This window comes from Flavobacterium sp. RSSB_23 (assembly GCF_051547145.1).
In the GTDB taxonomy this organism is placed as follows: Bacteria; Bacteroidota; Bacteroidia; order Flavobacteriales; family Flavobacteriaceae; genus Flavobacterium.
In genome coordinates this window covers 168,742-184,278 of the sequence record NZ_JBPTTO010000003.1, presented here as the reverse complement: position 1 = coordinate 184,278, position 15,537 = coordinate 168,742, and the positions used below count along the sequence as shown (strand labels likewise).

14 protein-coding genes and 1 tRNA gene are annotated in these 15,537 nt (G+C 31.8%); 8 read left to right on the top strand and 7 right to left on the bottom strand.

What is annotated here, in order from left to right:
- Window positions 1-272: 272 nt before the first annotated feature.
- The 5 genes from ACSVH9_RS07560 (at window position 273) to ACSVH9_RS07540 (ending at window position 5,807) form a co-directional block, all read left to right on the top strand.
- Entirely contained in the window at window positions 273-1,673 is a 1,401-nt protein-coding gene (locus tag ACSVH9_RS07560) for an arginine decarboxylase (RefSeq protein ID WP_438063184.1), read from the top strand.
- Window positions 1,674-1,756: 83 nt separating this feature from the next.
- The gene (locus tag ACSVH9_RS07555) at window positions 1,757-2,728 is read left to right on the top strand and encodes a deoxyhypusine synthase family protein (RefSeq protein ID WP_438063183.1); all 972 of its coding nucleotides are present in this window, start codon (window positions 1,757-1,759) and stop codon (window positions 2,726-2,728) included.
- Window positions 2,729-2,736: 8 nt separating this feature from the next.
- Complete coding sequence (locus ACSVH9_RS07550) at window positions 2,737-3,132, top strand: DNA primase (protein WP_438063182.1); 396 nt, start codon at window positions 2,737-2,739, stop codon at window positions 3,130-3,132.
- 84 nt (window positions 3,133-3,216) lie between these two features.
- Window positions 3,217-5,322: a DNA helicase RecQ gene (gene recQ, locus ACSVH9_RS07545; protein ID WP_438063181.1), complete on the top strand. Its 2,106-nt coding sequence runs from the start codon at window positions 3,217-3,219 to the stop codon at window positions 5,320-5,322.
- Window positions 5,319-5,807, top strand: a complete 489-nt coding sequence (locus tag ACSVH9_RS07540; RefSeq protein WP_438063180.1) for a DNA-deoxyinosine glycosylase — start codon at window positions 5,319-5,321, stop codon at window positions 5,805-5,807. The genes recQ and ACSVH9_RS07540 overlap by 4 nt, the downstream gene beginning before the upstream one ends.
- Here ACSVH9_RS07540 and ACSVH9_RS07535 read toward each other — a convergent pair.
- The 4 genes from ACSVH9_RS07535 to ACSVH9_RS07520 form a co-directional block, all read right to left on the bottom strand.
- A complete protein-coding gene (locus ACSVH9_RS07535; RefSeq protein WP_438063179.1) occupies window positions 5,802-6,317 on the bottom strand; it encodes a DinB family protein in 516 nt (171 codons plus the stop codon). The two genes, ACSVH9_RS07540 and ACSVH9_RS07535, sit on opposite strands and share 6 nt — an antisense overlap.
- A gap of 10 nt (window positions 6,318-6,327) precedes the next feature.
- Entirely contained in the window at window positions 6,328-8,913 is a 2,586-nt protein-coding gene (locus ACSVH9_RS07530; RefSeq protein ID WP_438063178.1) for a phosphoenolpyruvate carboxylase, read from the bottom strand.
- 192 nt (window positions 8,914-9,105) lie between these two features.
- Window positions 9,106-9,585 (bottom strand): Lrp/AsnC family transcriptional regulator, encoded by a 480-nt coding sequence (locus ACSVH9_RS07525; RefSeq protein ID WP_159685266.1) that lies wholly within the window; start codon window positions 9,583-9,585, stop codon window positions 9,106-9,108.
- A gap of 78 nt (window positions 9,586-9,663) precedes the next feature.
- Window positions 9,664-10,818 (bottom strand): M14 family metallopeptidase, encoded by a 1,155-nt coding sequence (locus ACSVH9_RS07520; RefSeq protein ID WP_438063177.1) that lies wholly within the window; start codon window positions 10,816-10,818, stop codon window positions 9,664-9,666.
- A 299-nt stretch (window positions 10,819-11,117) separates the two neighbouring features.
- Between ACSVH9_RS07520 and ACSVH9_RS07515 the strand changes: the two genes are divergently transcribed.
- Window positions 11,118-11,549 carry a helix-turn-helix domain-containing protein gene (locus ACSVH9_RS07515; RefSeq protein ID WP_438063176.1) on the top strand — a complete coding sequence of 144 codons (432 nt, stop codon included), beginning with the start codon at window positions 11,118-11,120 and terminating at the stop codon, window positions 11,547-11,549.
- A 27-nt stretch (window positions 11,550-11,576) separates the two neighbouring features.
- On the opposite strand, the gene ACSVH9_RS07510 is transcribed toward ACSVH9_RS07515, so the two are convergent.
- Complete coding sequence (locus ACSVH9_RS07510; RefSeq protein WP_438063175.1) at window positions 11,577-12,128, bottom strand: 1-acyl-sn-glycerol-3-phosphate acyltransferase; 552 nt, start codon at window positions 12,126-12,128, stop codon at window positions 11,577-11,579.
- Window positions 12,129-12,192: 64 nt separating this feature from the next.
- On the opposite strand from ACSVH9_RS07510, the gene ACSVH9_RS07505 reads away from it, so the two are divergent.
- On the top strand, window positions 12,193-12,879 hold the full coding sequence (locus ACSVH9_RS07505) for a spermidine synthase (RefSeq protein WP_438063174.1): 687 nt from the start codon (window positions 12,193-12,195) through the stop codon (window positions 12,877-12,879).
- Between the two features lie 166 nt (window positions 12,880-13,045).
- On the opposite strand, the gene ACSVH9_RS07500 is transcribed toward ACSVH9_RS07505, so the two are convergent.
- Window positions 13,046-13,297 (bottom strand): GIY-YIG nuclease family protein, encoded by a 252-nt coding sequence (locus ACSVH9_RS07500; protein WP_438063173.1) that lies wholly within the window; start codon window positions 13,295-13,297, stop codon window positions 13,046-13,048.
- Window positions 13,298-13,353: 56 nt separating this feature from the next.
- Window positions 13,354-13,431: transfer RNA gene (locus ACSVH9_RS07495), tRNA-Val, on the bottom strand.
- Window positions 13,432-13,615: 184 nt separating this feature from the next.
- Here ACSVH9_RS07495 and ACSVH9_RS07490 point away from each other — a divergent pair.
- Window positions 13,616-15,400, top strand: a complete 1,785-nt coding sequence (locus ACSVH9_RS07490; RefSeq protein WP_438063172.1) for an ABC transporter ATP-binding protein — start codon at window positions 13,616-13,618, stop codon at window positions 15,398-15,400.
- The last annotated feature ends 137 nt before the right edge of the window (window positions 15,401-15,537 follow it).

Below are 15,537 nucleotides of genomic sequence, written 5' to 3'. Positions count from 1 at the left end.
TTGCATTGCGTATATATTATTTTTTACATTTGCATCGATGAAAAAAAATCAAAAAAATAGCAACAACAAAGGGGATAAAAACAAACAAGAACGATTTTTAATTAAATCTTTCCACCGTTTTTATACTATGATTGGTTGCTTTAATTTTGATCCTTTTCAATACATAAAAACAGAAAACGAAAAACTACAGATTAGGTACGCTAACATTAGAGTTTGAACAGCAATTGATTTAGTTTAAATGCTTAATTAATTTCTATAAATATTCAAAACTAATGAATACAAAATATTCCGACTTAATCAATCAAACGTACTATTTCCCTCAGGAAGAATTTAAATTAAATAAGGACAATCTACAATTTCACAATATTGATTTGATGAAATTAGTAGAAAAATATGGTACGCCATTAAAATTCACCTATTTACCTCAAATTTCCAACAACATCAACAAAGCCAAAAGCTGGTTTCGTAAGTCAATGGAAAAAAACAAATATGAGGCAAAATATTACTACTGTTATTGCACAAAAAGTTCTCATTTTGAATACATAATGAATGAAGCTTTTAAGAACAATATCCACATAGAAACATCCTCTGCATTCGATATCAATATCGTTGAAAATTTGCTAGAAAATGGTAAAATCAACAAAAGTACTTATGTAATTTGTAATGGTTTCAAAAGAGATCAATACGTAGAAAATATTGCTCGATTAATTAATAATGGTCATAAAAATACCATTCCAATTATCGATAATTACGAAGAATTGGATTTGTTGCAATCACAAATAAAAAACAAGTTCAAAATAGGAATTCGTATAGCAGCCGAGGAAGAGCCTAAATTTGAATTCTATACCTCTAGATTAGGGATTGGTTATAAAAACATAGTTCCTTTCTACAAGAAAGAGATTAAAGAGAATAAAAAATTGGAACTTAAAATGTTGCACTTTTTTATTAATACTGGGATTAACGATAATGCTTATTACTGGAATGAACTAGTAAAGTGTATTAAAGTATATGTAGCTCTTAAAAAAGAATGCCCAACTTTAGATGGATTGAACATTGGCGGTGGTTTCCCAATCAAAAATTCATTGACTTTCGAATACGATTATCAATACATGATTGATGAAATTATCAATCAAATTAAAATTGCTTGCGAAGAAGCAGAAGTAGATGTTCCAAATATTTTTACAGAATTTGGTTCCTTTACTGTTGGAGAAAGTGGAGGTGCCATTTATCAAGTATTGTATCAGAAACAACAAAATGATAGAGAAAAATGGAACATGATTGACTCTTCATTTATCACAACTTTACCAGATACATGGGCGATTAATAAGCGTTTTATAATGTTAGCCATCAACCGTTGGAATGACACTTACGAAAGAGTTTTACTCGGAGGAATGACTTGTGATAGTGATGACTATTACAACTCTGAGCAAAATATGAACGCCATTTATTTGCCAAAATACAATAAAGAAAAACCACTTTATATTGGTTTCTTTAATACAGGAGCTTATCAAGAAACAATAGGTGGTTATGGAGGTTTGCATCACTGCCTAATTCCGCAACCTAAACACATTCTGATAGATAGAGACGAAAATGGTATTTTAGCTACAGAAGTTTTTTCAGAACAACAAACTTCTGAAGATGTGTTAAAAATTTTAGGATACGGAAAAAAATAAACATAATTTTAATAATTGTCTAACTAAAAAATAGTGAAAAAATAAATCAATTTTACTATTTTTGACACCCTAACTATTTGAAAATGAGTAAAGGACCAATCAGTCAGTTTATTGAAAGGCATTATTTGCATTTCAACTCTGCATCCTTAGTTGATGCTGCAAAAGCTTATGAGCAGCAATTAGCCAATGGAGCCAAAATGTTGGTAAGTATGGCGGGTGCAATGAGTACCGCCGAAATAGGAAAAATATTTGCCGAAATTATTCGCCAAGATAAAGTTCAAATTATTTCTTGTACAGGAGCAAATCTTGAAGAAGATATAATGAATTTAGTAGCTCATTCACATTACGAAAGAGTTCCTCACTATCGCGATTTAACACCACAAGATGAGTGGGATTTACTAGAGAGAGGATTAAATCGTGTAACTGATACTTGTATTCCTGAGCATGAAGCATTTCGTCGTTTACAAAAGCACATCTACAAAATTTGGAAAGATGCTGACGACAAAGGAGAGCGCTATTTCCCTCATGAATTCATGTACAAAATGTTGCTTTCTGGAGTACTAGAAGAATATTACGAAATTGACTTAAAAGACAGCTGGATGTATGCTGCTGCTGAGAAAAATTTACCTATTATTGTGCCAGGTTGGGAAGATAGTACTATGGGTAATATTTTTGCTTCTTACGTAATAAAAGGGGAATTGAAAGCCTCAACTATGAAGTCTGGTATTGAGTACATGACTTTCTTAGCTGATTGGTATTCTAAAAATTCATCTAACGGAATTGGATTTTTCCAAATCGGAGGAGGAATCGCAGGAGATTTCCCAATCTGTGTAGTACCAATGTTGTACCAAGATATGGAAATGCATGATGTTCCATTTTGGAGTTATTTCTGTCAAATTTCTGACTCAACAACAAGTTATGGTTCCTATTCCGGTGCTGTCCCAAATGAAAAAATCACTTGGGGTAAATTAGATATTAACACTCCGAAATTTATAATTGAGTCGGATGCTACTATTGTAGCACCATTAGTTTTTGCTTATTTGTTAGATTTATAGAATAATTTATGAAAAGAGTAATTGTTGATTACGCCAAACTAACTAACGAAATTTTAAATCTTTTAGTTGAAAAATTTCCTGATGGGTATGATGATTCGGATGTAATTCGTTTCAGAAACGCTAAAAATGAATTAGTTGAAGCAGTTGAAGTACGAACTGAGGACACTATTTACCTTGTTAAGGTAAGTACTAAACTTGCAGATCGTATAGAAAACTTTGATGACGACGAAGATATCGATGCTGTTGTAGCTCCAATTAGTGGTTTAGAATTAGATGATGACGATGCTGTGTCTGATGATGATGATGATGACGATAATTTAGACAAACCAGACTTAGATCCTGAGGACGATGAAGATGGTGACACTGATGTTGCTGACGAGGACGATGAGGATGACGAAGATTAAATTTCTCTAAAAAATACAAAGGAGCTCATAACAAGAGCTCCTTTTTTTTATACTTTTATACTTCAAATATAAATATAAGCCAAAATGACAATTAATTTACACGCCACTCTCAAAGAGAATTTTGGGTTTGAAAAGTTTAGACCCAACCAAGAAGAAATTATCAATTGTATTTTATCTGGACAAGACACACTTGCGATTATGCCTACAGGTGGAGGAAAATCTATTTGTTTTCAGCTACCAGCACTTGTTTTACCGGGAACTACCATTGTTATTTCTCCGTTAATCGCTTTAATGAAAGATCAAGTTGATAGTTTAAAAGCAAACGGAATCAAAGCATGTTTTATAAATAGTAGCCAATCTTCAGATGAACAACAATTTTATATCGATGCTTTACAGAATAACGAATTTAAACTCGTTTATATAGCTCCTGAAAGCCTTTCCTATTTGGATAATGCATTCAACAAGCTCACAATCAGCCTTATTGCAATTGATGAAGCGCATTGTATTTCGGCTTGGGGTCATGATTTCAGACCAGCTTATACAAATTTAGGGTATTTAAAAAACCGCTTCCCCTCTACTCCAATTTTAGCCTTGACTGCCACAGCCGACAAAGCTACTAGAACTGACATTTCAGATCAATTGAATTTGGTTGACCCTAAAACTTTTGTGGCTTCTTTTGATAGAAAAAATTTAAGTCTAGAAGTGAGACCTGCTTTGGATCGTGTCAAACAAATCATTGATTTTATAGATACAAAACCAAATGAATCAGGAATCATTTATTGCTTAAGCAGAAAGACTACCGAAGAACTTGCTGAAAAGCTTCAAAAAACAGGAATTAAAGCAAGTGCATATCATGCAGGGCTGGATAATCGTACACGTTCAACGGTACAAGATGCTTTTATCAATGATGAATGTCAAGTAGTCTGTGCTACCATCGCTTTTGGAATGGGTATTGACAAATCAAATGTTCGCTGGGTCATTCACTACAACTTACCCAAAAATATTGAAGGATATTACCAAGAAATTGGACGTGCTGGAAGAGATGGTTTGCCTTCAGAAACGATTTTGTTCGAAAGCTATGGCGACATGATTCAGTTGCAAAAATTTGCTTCTGAAGGTTCAAATGCCGAAGTGCAATTGGCAAAACTGGAGCGAATGAAACAATATGCAGATGCTTTAAGTTGTAGAAGAAAAATTTTGCTCTCTTATTTTGGTGAATTGGTTACTGAAAATTGTGGAAACTGTGACATTTGCAAAAATCCTCCCGCTTTTTTTGACGGAACCATTATTGCTCAAAAAGCCTTGTCTGCTATAGCAAGATTGAAAGAATCAGAACCACTAGCGGTAATTGTTGACTTTTTGCGAGGTTCAAAAAATGCTTCTATTTATGACAAAGAATATCAGTATTTAAAAACATATGGAATTGGAATTGATATTTCTTGGTACGATTGGAATCAATACATTATCCAATTGATAAATCTTGGTTTTTGCGAAATTGCTTTCCACCAACAAAACAAAATCAAATTAACTCCTTTGGCAAAAAAAGTATTATTCGAAGGAGAAAAAGTACAACTAACCACAGTACAAAAAATTGATAAAACTAAAGCAGAGACTAAGGAACGTAGTCCGAAAACAGCAACCAATTCTTTATTTGAAATTTTAAGAAAACTACGTGCTGAAATTGCAAAAGAAGAAGAAGTTCCTGCTTATGTGATTTTTAACGATGCAACGCTTAGACAATTAGAGAATCAACGACCCATGAGTGATTCAGATTTTTTAGCAATAGATGGAGTCGGAAAAGCAAAATTGGAAAAATATGGAGATATCTTTATTAAGACAATCATCGATTTTCAAAAAAACAAAACTGTAAAAGCCAAAAAAGAATCTAACACATATAAAGAAACATTAGCATTATTCCAATCTGGAATAAGTGTCGATGAAATTGCAATAAAAAGAAATTTAGGCATCAGTACCATTGCATCACATTTAGCCAAACTTTATATAGATGGTCATCCCATTGATTTAAGTAGCTACATCAGTCATGAAGAAATCACTCAAATTAGAGAGGCCAAAATCAAACTTGAAAATCCAAATGCCTTAAAACCCTATTTTGAGTATTTTGAAGAACAACTGCCTTATGACAAAATAAGATTAGCACTTGCCATTATTGAAAAAGAAAATCAAGAATGATGACAATTGCTTCCTTTGCTCCAATTGTAGATGCTAGAACTGAAATCCTAATTTTGGGTTCTATTCCTGGGATAAAATCGTTAGAAAAAGTCGAATATTACGGAAACAAACAAAATCAATTTTGGAAAATCATTTGTACAATATTCAACAATACGGTCGTACCCGATTGTTATAAAAACAAAGTAGATTTTTTGCTTCAAAATCGAATTGGACTCTGGGATGTGGTTCGAAATTGCGAGCGAAAAGGAAGTTTAGACATTGCTATCAAAAATCAAGAAATAAATGATTTTGATACTTTTTTAAACGAACACCCAAAAATTACAACACTTCTATTCAATGGAAAAATAGCTTATCAGTTTTTCTATAAAAAATATGGACAAATAAAAGGCATTACGTATTATGTAATGCCTTCTACAAGTCCTGCAAACACAATACCATTCGAAAATAAATTAAACGAATGGTCTTTGGTTTTGAGTAATTTATAAGTATCGTTCTTCAAACACTTTTTGATGGTGCTTTTGATGTCCAATTATAATAAAACCAATGGCTCGAACCGAAATTTCATTTTCTGAAGCTATTCCCATTCTAGCCAACTGTTCATCGGAAAAACTTTTGAACAACAGCAAAGTAGCATGACGAACAGCTGATAATTCGGTAAGTAATTCCTGCAAACCTCTTTTGTTAGCATTGGTATTATCTACATAATTATTTTCGTCAAAACCAGGTAAAGGCGTTTTGTCATTTCTAGAAATTCGCAAAGCGCGATAACTGAAAACTCTTTCAGAATCAATTATATGCTGAATTATTTCTTTTATCGTCCACTTACCTTCAGCATAACGATAATCAAATTTGTCCATTGGAATATTCTGTACAAATCGAATGAAATCATGTAATGAAATCTCTAATTCCTCGATTAATTCTACATTCATAGCTGCATTGATATAAGTAGCTTGAAATTTTGAATACTCATTAACTGGTAACTGATTTGAATTCATAATTAAAAAATTAAGCCGAGTTTCTACTCGCGTTTGTATTTCCGAAAAGAGATCTAGTTACAATTTTTTCATAAACCTTAATAAGTTCATCATTAGGTTGAGTCGCTTTGTTCAATTCGTTAATTCTTAATAAAGCGTATTGCTGTATCGTTAAGAGCGGCAATACAATACGCTCTCTCATATCGATAGAAGCTTTACCATCAGGGTAATTTTCCATAAGGTCTTTATGTCCTGCAATTTTCAACAACAAACGTTTTGTTTCTAAAAACTCATCATAAATGATTTGCCAAAACTCACCAAACTCTGGGTCTTTTCGCATATAAGCTGTTAATGGAAAAAATGATTTTGCCAAAGACATCATACTATTTTCCAATAATGTTTTTACAAATAATGAATTTTTATATAGATTTTGAACTTTATCCCATTCGTTATTATCTTCGAAATACTTCAAAGCAGTACCCACTCCAAAAAAACCAGGGACATTTTGCTTTAATTGACTCCAAGAACCTACAAAAGGAATCGCTCTTAGGTCACTAAATTCTAGACTTTCAGAGGTACTTCTCTTAGATGGACGACTTCCAATATTTGTTTTTGCATAGTATTTTAAAGTACTCATTTGCTCCAAATACGGGATGAACTTAGGATGATTTTTAAAATTCAAGTATTTTTCATATCCTAATTCAGACATTTTATCCAATATGGCTTTATCTTCTTGAGATAATTTGTTTTTGGAATTATTAAATACCTGATTGGTCACTCCGGCACTCAAAAGGTTTTCTAAATTATAACGACAAGAATCTAAGGTTCCAAAATTTGAGCTAATGGTTTGTCCTTGAATCGTAATCTGGATTTCTTTATTTTCAATTTGAGGTCCTAACGAAGCATAGAACTTATGTGTTTTTCCGCCACCACGAGCAGGAGGTCCACCTCTACCATCAAAAAAAATAGCTTGAACATCATATTTTCGGGAGATTTCAGTAAGGGCTTCTTTTGCTTTGTAAATACTCCAATTCGCCATTAAATAACCACCGTCTTTTGTTCCATCAGAAAAGCCTAACATTATGGTTTGCTTGTTTCCTCTTCGTTTTAAATGTGCAGCATAAGAAGCATTGGTGTATAATTTCTCCATAATTTCATGAGCATGTTGCAAATCATCAACAGACTCAAAAAGCGGTATAATATCAATAGTTGCTTCATCCCAATTGCTTAATTTAATCAAAGCAAATGTTTCTAGAACATTCAATGCACTTTCGTTATTACTAATAATGTATCGATTGGCACCAAATTCTCCATTGTTTACTTGAATAGTTTTCACAGCTTGTATTGATTCTAACGTCTGTCTTGTTATGACATTATCAAAAACATTTGGATCTAAATCACCACTAACATTTTCAAGTACTTCAAATTTTTCCTGTTCAGAAAGAGTAAAATAATTATCAGGAAAAACTTCAGTATTTGACTTTAAATAAAAATTCACGACATCTTTAAAAACAGCATCATGTATTTTGCTATTTTGCCTAATATCCAAAGTGGCGAAATGAAATCCGAATAAATTTACACGTATCAATAAGGCTTCCAAATCATCTAAATACAATGATTGATGTTGCTCAATAATAATGGTTTTAATTTTATGAATTTGTTCTTTGAATTCTTCTAATGTGATAAAAATTTCACCTTTGGAATAAAAAACAGAACGATACAATTTTTGTTCTAATTCAGAAATCAACACATCAACTCCAGAGAAAGTAAGTTTTCGTTTTAAATTTCTAATTTCAAAATAATAGCATTTTAAAATTGAAGTTCTTAAACGTTCCGCAACTTTAATAGTGATTTCAGTCGTAACAAAAGGATTTCCATCTCTATCTCCTCCTGGCCAAAAGCCAAGTTTTATTAATGGATTTTGAATAGTCGTTCCATCAAAGACATTTTTTTCTAAATAATGGATCATCTCTCCAGATGTGTTATAAAACACATTTTCTAGATACCAAATCAAACTAATTGCTTCATCAAACGGATTAGGTTTTTCGTTTTGAATAAATGGCGTTTTACCTAGTTGCGCTAATAACTGCTTAATTTGAATAAGATCGTTTTTTCTAATTGCAGCAGTTAAATCATTAATTATTCCCAAAACAGGACCTGGATAAAATTGTGTAGGGTGAGCTGTCAATACAGTACGTACATTAAAATTCTCTAAAAAAGCAATTAGTTCTTTCTGCTTGTTTTTAGCATCTGTTTTTTCCTTAATATCACGCAATGAACCCCTTCCTTCCATATTATTAACTGAGGAAAAAGCTGCATCTTCAATCGCATCAAACAACACAATTTGTCTTTCTATATACTGAATGAAACGAAACATTAAATCGATTGCTTCTTGCTCAGTAGCGTTATTTAAGTATTTAGCAGAGAAAAAATCTACAATTTCTTTGGGCGTCTGTTGTTTTTTAAAACCTTTTTCACAAATATCTGTAAACAAAGGAAGTAAGACTCCTGTATTATCTACTGAATCAAAAGGCAATGTGATAAAAACGCTATTATATATATGATATTTAGATAGAACATCTCTATTGAATCGCTCAATTTTTGGGAGGGTATACATAATAAATTTAGTTGTTTATTTGGCTTAATAGTTGGTTTGTATTATTAAAAAAAATAAAAATATAACATCAAAAAACACTATCAGCTACTAATATAACAGTAAGTAGCTATTTTAATTAGTTTAAATTATTTTTTCATAAAAAAACCCCAAGAATCAACTTGAGGTTATATTAAAAATATAGCAATCAAGTCATTACATCTCCTTAAAGATGGTATGCATTAAACGCTTCTTATCATTGATACTTTCTTCTAAAGAAATCATAGTTTCAGTTCTGTATACACCATCGATATCATCAATCATAAAGATAACATCTTTTGCGTGTTTAGTATCTTTTGCTCTAATCTTGCAAAAAATATTAAACTTACCAGTGGTTACAGAAGCTACCGTTACAAATGGGATTTCATTAATACGTTCCAAAACAAATTTAGTTTGAGAAGTATTATTTAAAAACACACCAACATAAGCGATAAATGAGTAACCCAATTTATCATAATCCAATACCAAAGAAGACCCCATGATAATCCCAGCATCTTCCATTTTTTTAACTCTTACATGTACTGTACCTGCAGAAATTAATAATTTTTTTGCGATATCGGTGAAAGGAACTCTTGTGTTGTCAATCAACATATCTAAAATTTGATGATCTACTTCATCCAAACGAAATTTACTCATAATTCTTTAATTAATATTACTGTTTTAAGGCAAGAATGTGTACAAATATAAGAAAAAATCAATATTTTGATAAAAAAATTAAACTTTAATCATTCCATTAACAAAAACAACCTTGTCATCTAATGAAAAATCGGCTATTTGATTAATTTTAGGCAAATTATCTTGATTATCCGAATACAAAGCACCTTGTGCATCATACTCGTAATGACCAAAATAAGAGTCCAAATTTTCGATTGCTGTGATGTAAGCTTTAAAATTTACTTTCCCATCAATCAATTCTTCCTTATATTGAACAGCAAAATTCGTTATAATTTCATTACCATCATAATTTATTTTGATATTTTTATACATAAAATCATAAAAAACCACTTTATTTTGAGGAATATTCAAATATTGACTGATTTCATTATCAACTACATCGTTTTCGGAAAGTGTAGTAAAACTCACAAGTAAAGAAATGAAGATATACTTTCTCGTTTCTTCTCTTAAATAATCGTCTGGAAAATGACCTGCTTCAAACAAAATTGTAGGCACTCCCAAATTTTGAAACGTATCGCCTATGCAATTAATATTAAATGAATCATCAAAACGTCCCACTTGACCTGGAATATAATTTTGCAGAACGCTATTAATATTGTTTATAACCCTTATAGCATCGAGTCTGGTTGCATTAATATCTCTTTCTTCATTATAAGAAGGAGCTAAAAAAGAGACAGTTGCTGGCTTTCCAGAATCAGCAACACCAAAAATCGTTCTTTGATCATGTAGATTAAAACAATAATCCGGTTGAAAAACCTCAAAAACCCCTCTTAAAACCAAACTTTCTGGTTGAGTCAAGTTTTGAGCATCTCTATTTAAGTCAACTTTATTAGCGTTTTCACGTGTATACAAAAAAGCCCCATCAGGATTTAAAATTGGAATAGCCAAAAAAGTAAAATCTTCCAAAAGCATTTTTGATAACTCCGTTTCACCATTCAAAAGATTAATAAAATCCAAAAGGGCTTTTGTAGTCGTACTTTCATTACCATGCATTTGAGACCATAAAAAGATTTTTGTTTTTCCAGTACCAATTTGATAGGTATAGATCGGCCTTCCTTGAACAGAATTGCCCACGTGTTTTACCTGTTCTTTTGTATTGAGTTTTTTTAAGATTGGCAAAATTGCCTCCAAAGTCAAATACCTCCCTTGTACCGATTGTTCCTTATAATTGAGGAATAAATCTAACGCTTCCATATTTATAATTTTTGTTTTACAAAAATATACATCTTTAAAATTACAATTGTAAACTAATATTCTTTTTTAAAAATACAATCTTACAATTAAAACTATTCAATTTTGTTCGATTTTTAAGTGAACACTAAAACATACAAATTATTAATCTATTATATTATATATCAATACATTAAATACGATTGAGTAAATTATAAGTTTAAATAAAAACTAAACTATTAGTCGTTATTAATAAGCTTAATTTGTTTTATAAGGACAAATAATTACATTTGTAAAGACACGTGCTATCAAAATAATTTACAATGGTAAACTTAGACATTTTCATTAAAAGACTAGAACATCTACTTGACTATTACAGCATGAATGCCGCTACTTTTGCTGATAGAATTGGTGTACAACGCTCTAGCTTGTCTCACCTTCTTTCAGGCAGAAACAAACCTAGTTTGGACTTTGTTTTAAAAATAATAGAAGAATTTCCAGAAGTAAATCTATATTGGCTACTTATAGGAAAAGGAAGTTTTCCAGATGAACATGTTTCAAAATTAGAAAATCAAACTCTCCCTGCTCTCTCTAACACTTCTGGTTTAGACAAAGAAAAATCGCAAATCCAAGGGGAAAATTTCAAAAATGTTGAACCAACAAATTTTTCAATAAGCAATACTTCAAAACAACAAATTGAAAAAATTGTCTTTTTTTACAAGAATGGTTCTTTCAAAGTATACGAACAAGATTAATGTTTTTTAAAAAGAAGAAAAAACTAATTACCAATCATATCCATTTGTTGGAATTTTTCCTTCTACTCCAACAAAATGTTTTTTCAACTCATTCAAGTCAGCTTCATAATTAGAAGTTGGAAAAAAGGGCTTACCTAAATTTACTTCTTTTTTTCCAAAATCAAAAGCTACCGGAATAATAGGTACTTCTGCCTTAAGAGCTATGTAATAAAACCCTGTTTTTAATTGAGATACTTTTTTACGAGTACCTTCTGGAGCAACCGCTAAACGAAATTCGTCTCTCCTTTTAAATATAGAAGCTATAGCATCTACCTTGTTTAGCCCCCCACTTCTATCCAAGGGTTCACCTCCCATATATTTAAAGTAATAATTAAAAGGAAACATAAAAAGCTCTTTTTTACCAATCCAATTCATTTCTAAACCAACGATTCCTCTCGTAAAAACACCTAAATAAAAATCGTGATTACTAGTATGTGGCATTACCATCATAACACACTTTTTAACCTCACTCTCAATACCACCAACAATCTTCCAACCCATTAGGTCAAAAAAGATCCACTTATAGATTTGCTTTTTCATTGTTTTAAAAATATTGAGCAAAATAAATGATTAAAATGGTATTTTTGAATAAATTTAATTTGAAATGCTAAAAAAACTTTTTAGTTACCTTATTCCCATAAATATCTATAAATCGAAATCATCTGTTAGCAAAAGCATTGAAGTCACTTGGACTAATGGTGAGTTACTGATTGATTCCGAAAACACAAACTATTCCTACGGAAGTTTGCAGCGCATCCTTAGAATAGGTTTGCGAAAAATCGGTTTCAATACCATACAATCTATGGAGAACATCTTAGTTCTTGGCGTAGCAGGTGGCAGCGTAATAAAAACATTAGTTAATGAAATCGATTTTAAAGGTCAAATTACTGGTGTTGAAATTGATAATAAAATAATTGAAATTGCCAATTCTTACTTTCAACTGGACCAAATCGCTAATCTTGAAATAAAAATACAAGATGCTCTCGATTTTGTTTTGAGATGCAAAGATCAATACAATTTAATTATCATTGATGTTTTTGAAGATCTTGAAATGCCTAGCTTTTTATTTGAGCCTTATTTTAGAGACAAGACTTTATCGCTTTTAAAAGATAATGGCTACCTACTTTTTAACACAATGACACTCAGTGAAGCTGACAACACTAGAAACAAAAAATTCATTGACGGCTTAAAAAACACTAAATTCAAAATCAACTCAATACCCAGAATCGAAAGACATAATGAGTTAATTTTAGTTCAGCCAATCAACCAAAAACAATCTCAAAAAAACTAACTTTTTTTGCTTCATCCAAAGTAAAAATTAAGCAACTTGAGATTTGTCCAAAAAATAATAAACTCCAAAATCTATTGACTTTGGAGTTTATAAAAATCAGTGGGCGATGAGGGGTTCGAACCCCCGACCACTTCCGATGCCTTCGGAATGCTCTGAATTAGCTGAGCTAGTTTTTATTTAAAATTAATTCTTGAATTTTTATTCTACTCGTCCAAGATTTTATTTGTAATTCTCTTTGATGAGCTAGTTCTTTAGTTTGGTAGTTTTCGGTATAAACAACTTTCCAATCATCTACACTTCCGGTAAAACCTTTGCTTTTTTGATTGTGTCGAATGAGTCTTTCTTCCGAATTAGAAGTGAATCCAATATAAAATCTGTTCTTAGTTTCACTAAACAAAATATAAACGATAAAATCCATAACTATGCAAAAAATAAAAAACTCCAAAATCTATTGACTTTGGAGTTTTTGAAAATTGGTGGGCGATGAGGGGTTCGAACCCCCGACCCCCTCGGTGTAAACGAGGTGCTCTGAACCAGCTGAGCTAATCGCCCGATTGCGTGTGCAAATATACAGCTAGAATTCGTATTTGCAAGACTTTTTTTTGAAAAAAATCAAAAAAATTAATGCTGATTTAATTAAATCCTCACGCACAGCATTTTAGTTTTACATACTAAGTCCATTATTTTTTTGAATTACATTTTCAGAATGGTACATTTGAAGCATAAATAAACACCAATGGGAAGATTTAAAGAAAACGATTTACCGAAAGCCAAAATCACAGCCTCTTCAATAAACAAAGCCAAAATTATTTTCAAATATGCAGGCAAAAATACTTGGAAATTTTACCTAGGATTACTGTTCTTGTTATTAACGAGTGTAACGGCACTTGCTTTTCCTAAATTTATGGGAATGCTGGTAGATTGTGTCAATAAAAAAGATAGTAGCTTGGCCAACCAAATCGCTTTGGGATTAGGATTAGTATTGATCCTACAATCAGTTTTTTCTTTTTTTAGATTGTCACTTTTCGTGAATTTTACCGAAAACACTTTGGCTAATGTAAGATTAGCATTATATACCAATTTGGTCAAACTACCAATGTCTTTTTTCTCTCAGAAACGTGTGGGCGAATTGAATAGCCGAATCAGCAACGATATTAGTCAAATTCAAGATACCCTAACCACGACCATTGCCGAATTTTTACGTCAATTTATTCTGATTATAGGTAGTTTTGTGATGTTAGCCAGCATCAACATTAAACTGACTATAATGATGATTTCAGTTGTTCCGTTAGTTGGTGTTGCAGCAGTATTCTTTGGTAGATTTATTCGTAAGTATTCTAAAAAAGTTCAAGATCAAGTAGCCGAAAGCCAAGTTGTGGTCGAAGAAACAATGCAAGGTATTAGCATAGTAAAAGCCTTTGCCAACGAATGGTATGAAATTGAACGCTACACTACAAAAATTAAAGAAGTCGTAAAAGTGGCTATAAAAGGTGGTCAATTACGTGGTTATTTTGCTTCCTTTATTATTGTTTGTTTGTTCGGAACAATAGTAGCAGTAGTTTGGTATGGTGTACAATTAAGCATTGCTGGCGAAATCACTGTGGGTGAATTATTCACCTTTATTCTTTATTCGAGTTATGTTGGTGCTTCCTCTGGTGGCATAGCCGAATTGTATGCGCAAATGCAAAAAGCCATTGGAGCTACAGAACGTGTCTTTGAATTATTAGAAGAAATTCCCGAAAAAATCAATAGCACAGAAAATCAAAATTTTCCAAAAATAAAAGGAGATGTCTCATTTGAAAATGTTGCCTTCACCTACCCTTCTCGTAAAGAAATTCAAGTTTTAAAAGAAGTAAGTTTTACCGCTTTATCAGGTCAAAAAATTGCTATTGTTGGTCCGAGTGGAGCAGGAAAATCAACTATTGCCTCTTTGTTATTGCGCTTCTATGATACCACAGGCGGTAGCATTACTATAGATGATAAAGATATGTTGGATTATGATTTAGAAGCGTTGCGTGGCAATATGAGTATTGTTCCTCAAGATGTAATTCTGTTTGGAGGAACCATCAAAGAAAATATTGCTTACGGTAAACCCAATGCTACCGACGAAGAAATTATGTTGGCCGCTAAACAAGCCAACGCCTTACAATTCATTCAAGGCTTCCCAGAACAATTTGAAACTGTGGTCGGAGAAAGAGGAATTAAACTTTCCGGAGGTCAAAGACAGCGTATTGCTATTGCAAGAGCCTTACTCAAAAACCCAAGCATTTTGATTTTGGATGAAGCCACTTCCTCTTTAGATAGCGAAAGTGAAAAATTAGTTCAAGAAGCTCTAGAAATTTTAATGGAAGGAAGAACAAGCATCATTATTGCGCACCGTTTATCAACGATTCGTAGTGCTGATCAAATTTTGGTTTTAGACCAAGGACAAATTACCGAAAAAGGAACGCATCAAGAATTGATTGCCATAGAAAATGGTATTTATAAAAATTTAAGCAACCTACAGTTTAGTGATTTCTAAAAAAATTACTTCAAAAAGGCTATATTTCGATTAAAAATTTCACTACAAATTAACAAATGTTATTGTTTGAAATACAGTTAATTATACGAATTTTAATTTGTTATAAATAACTCAATAATAACCTTTTTAATTTGTGA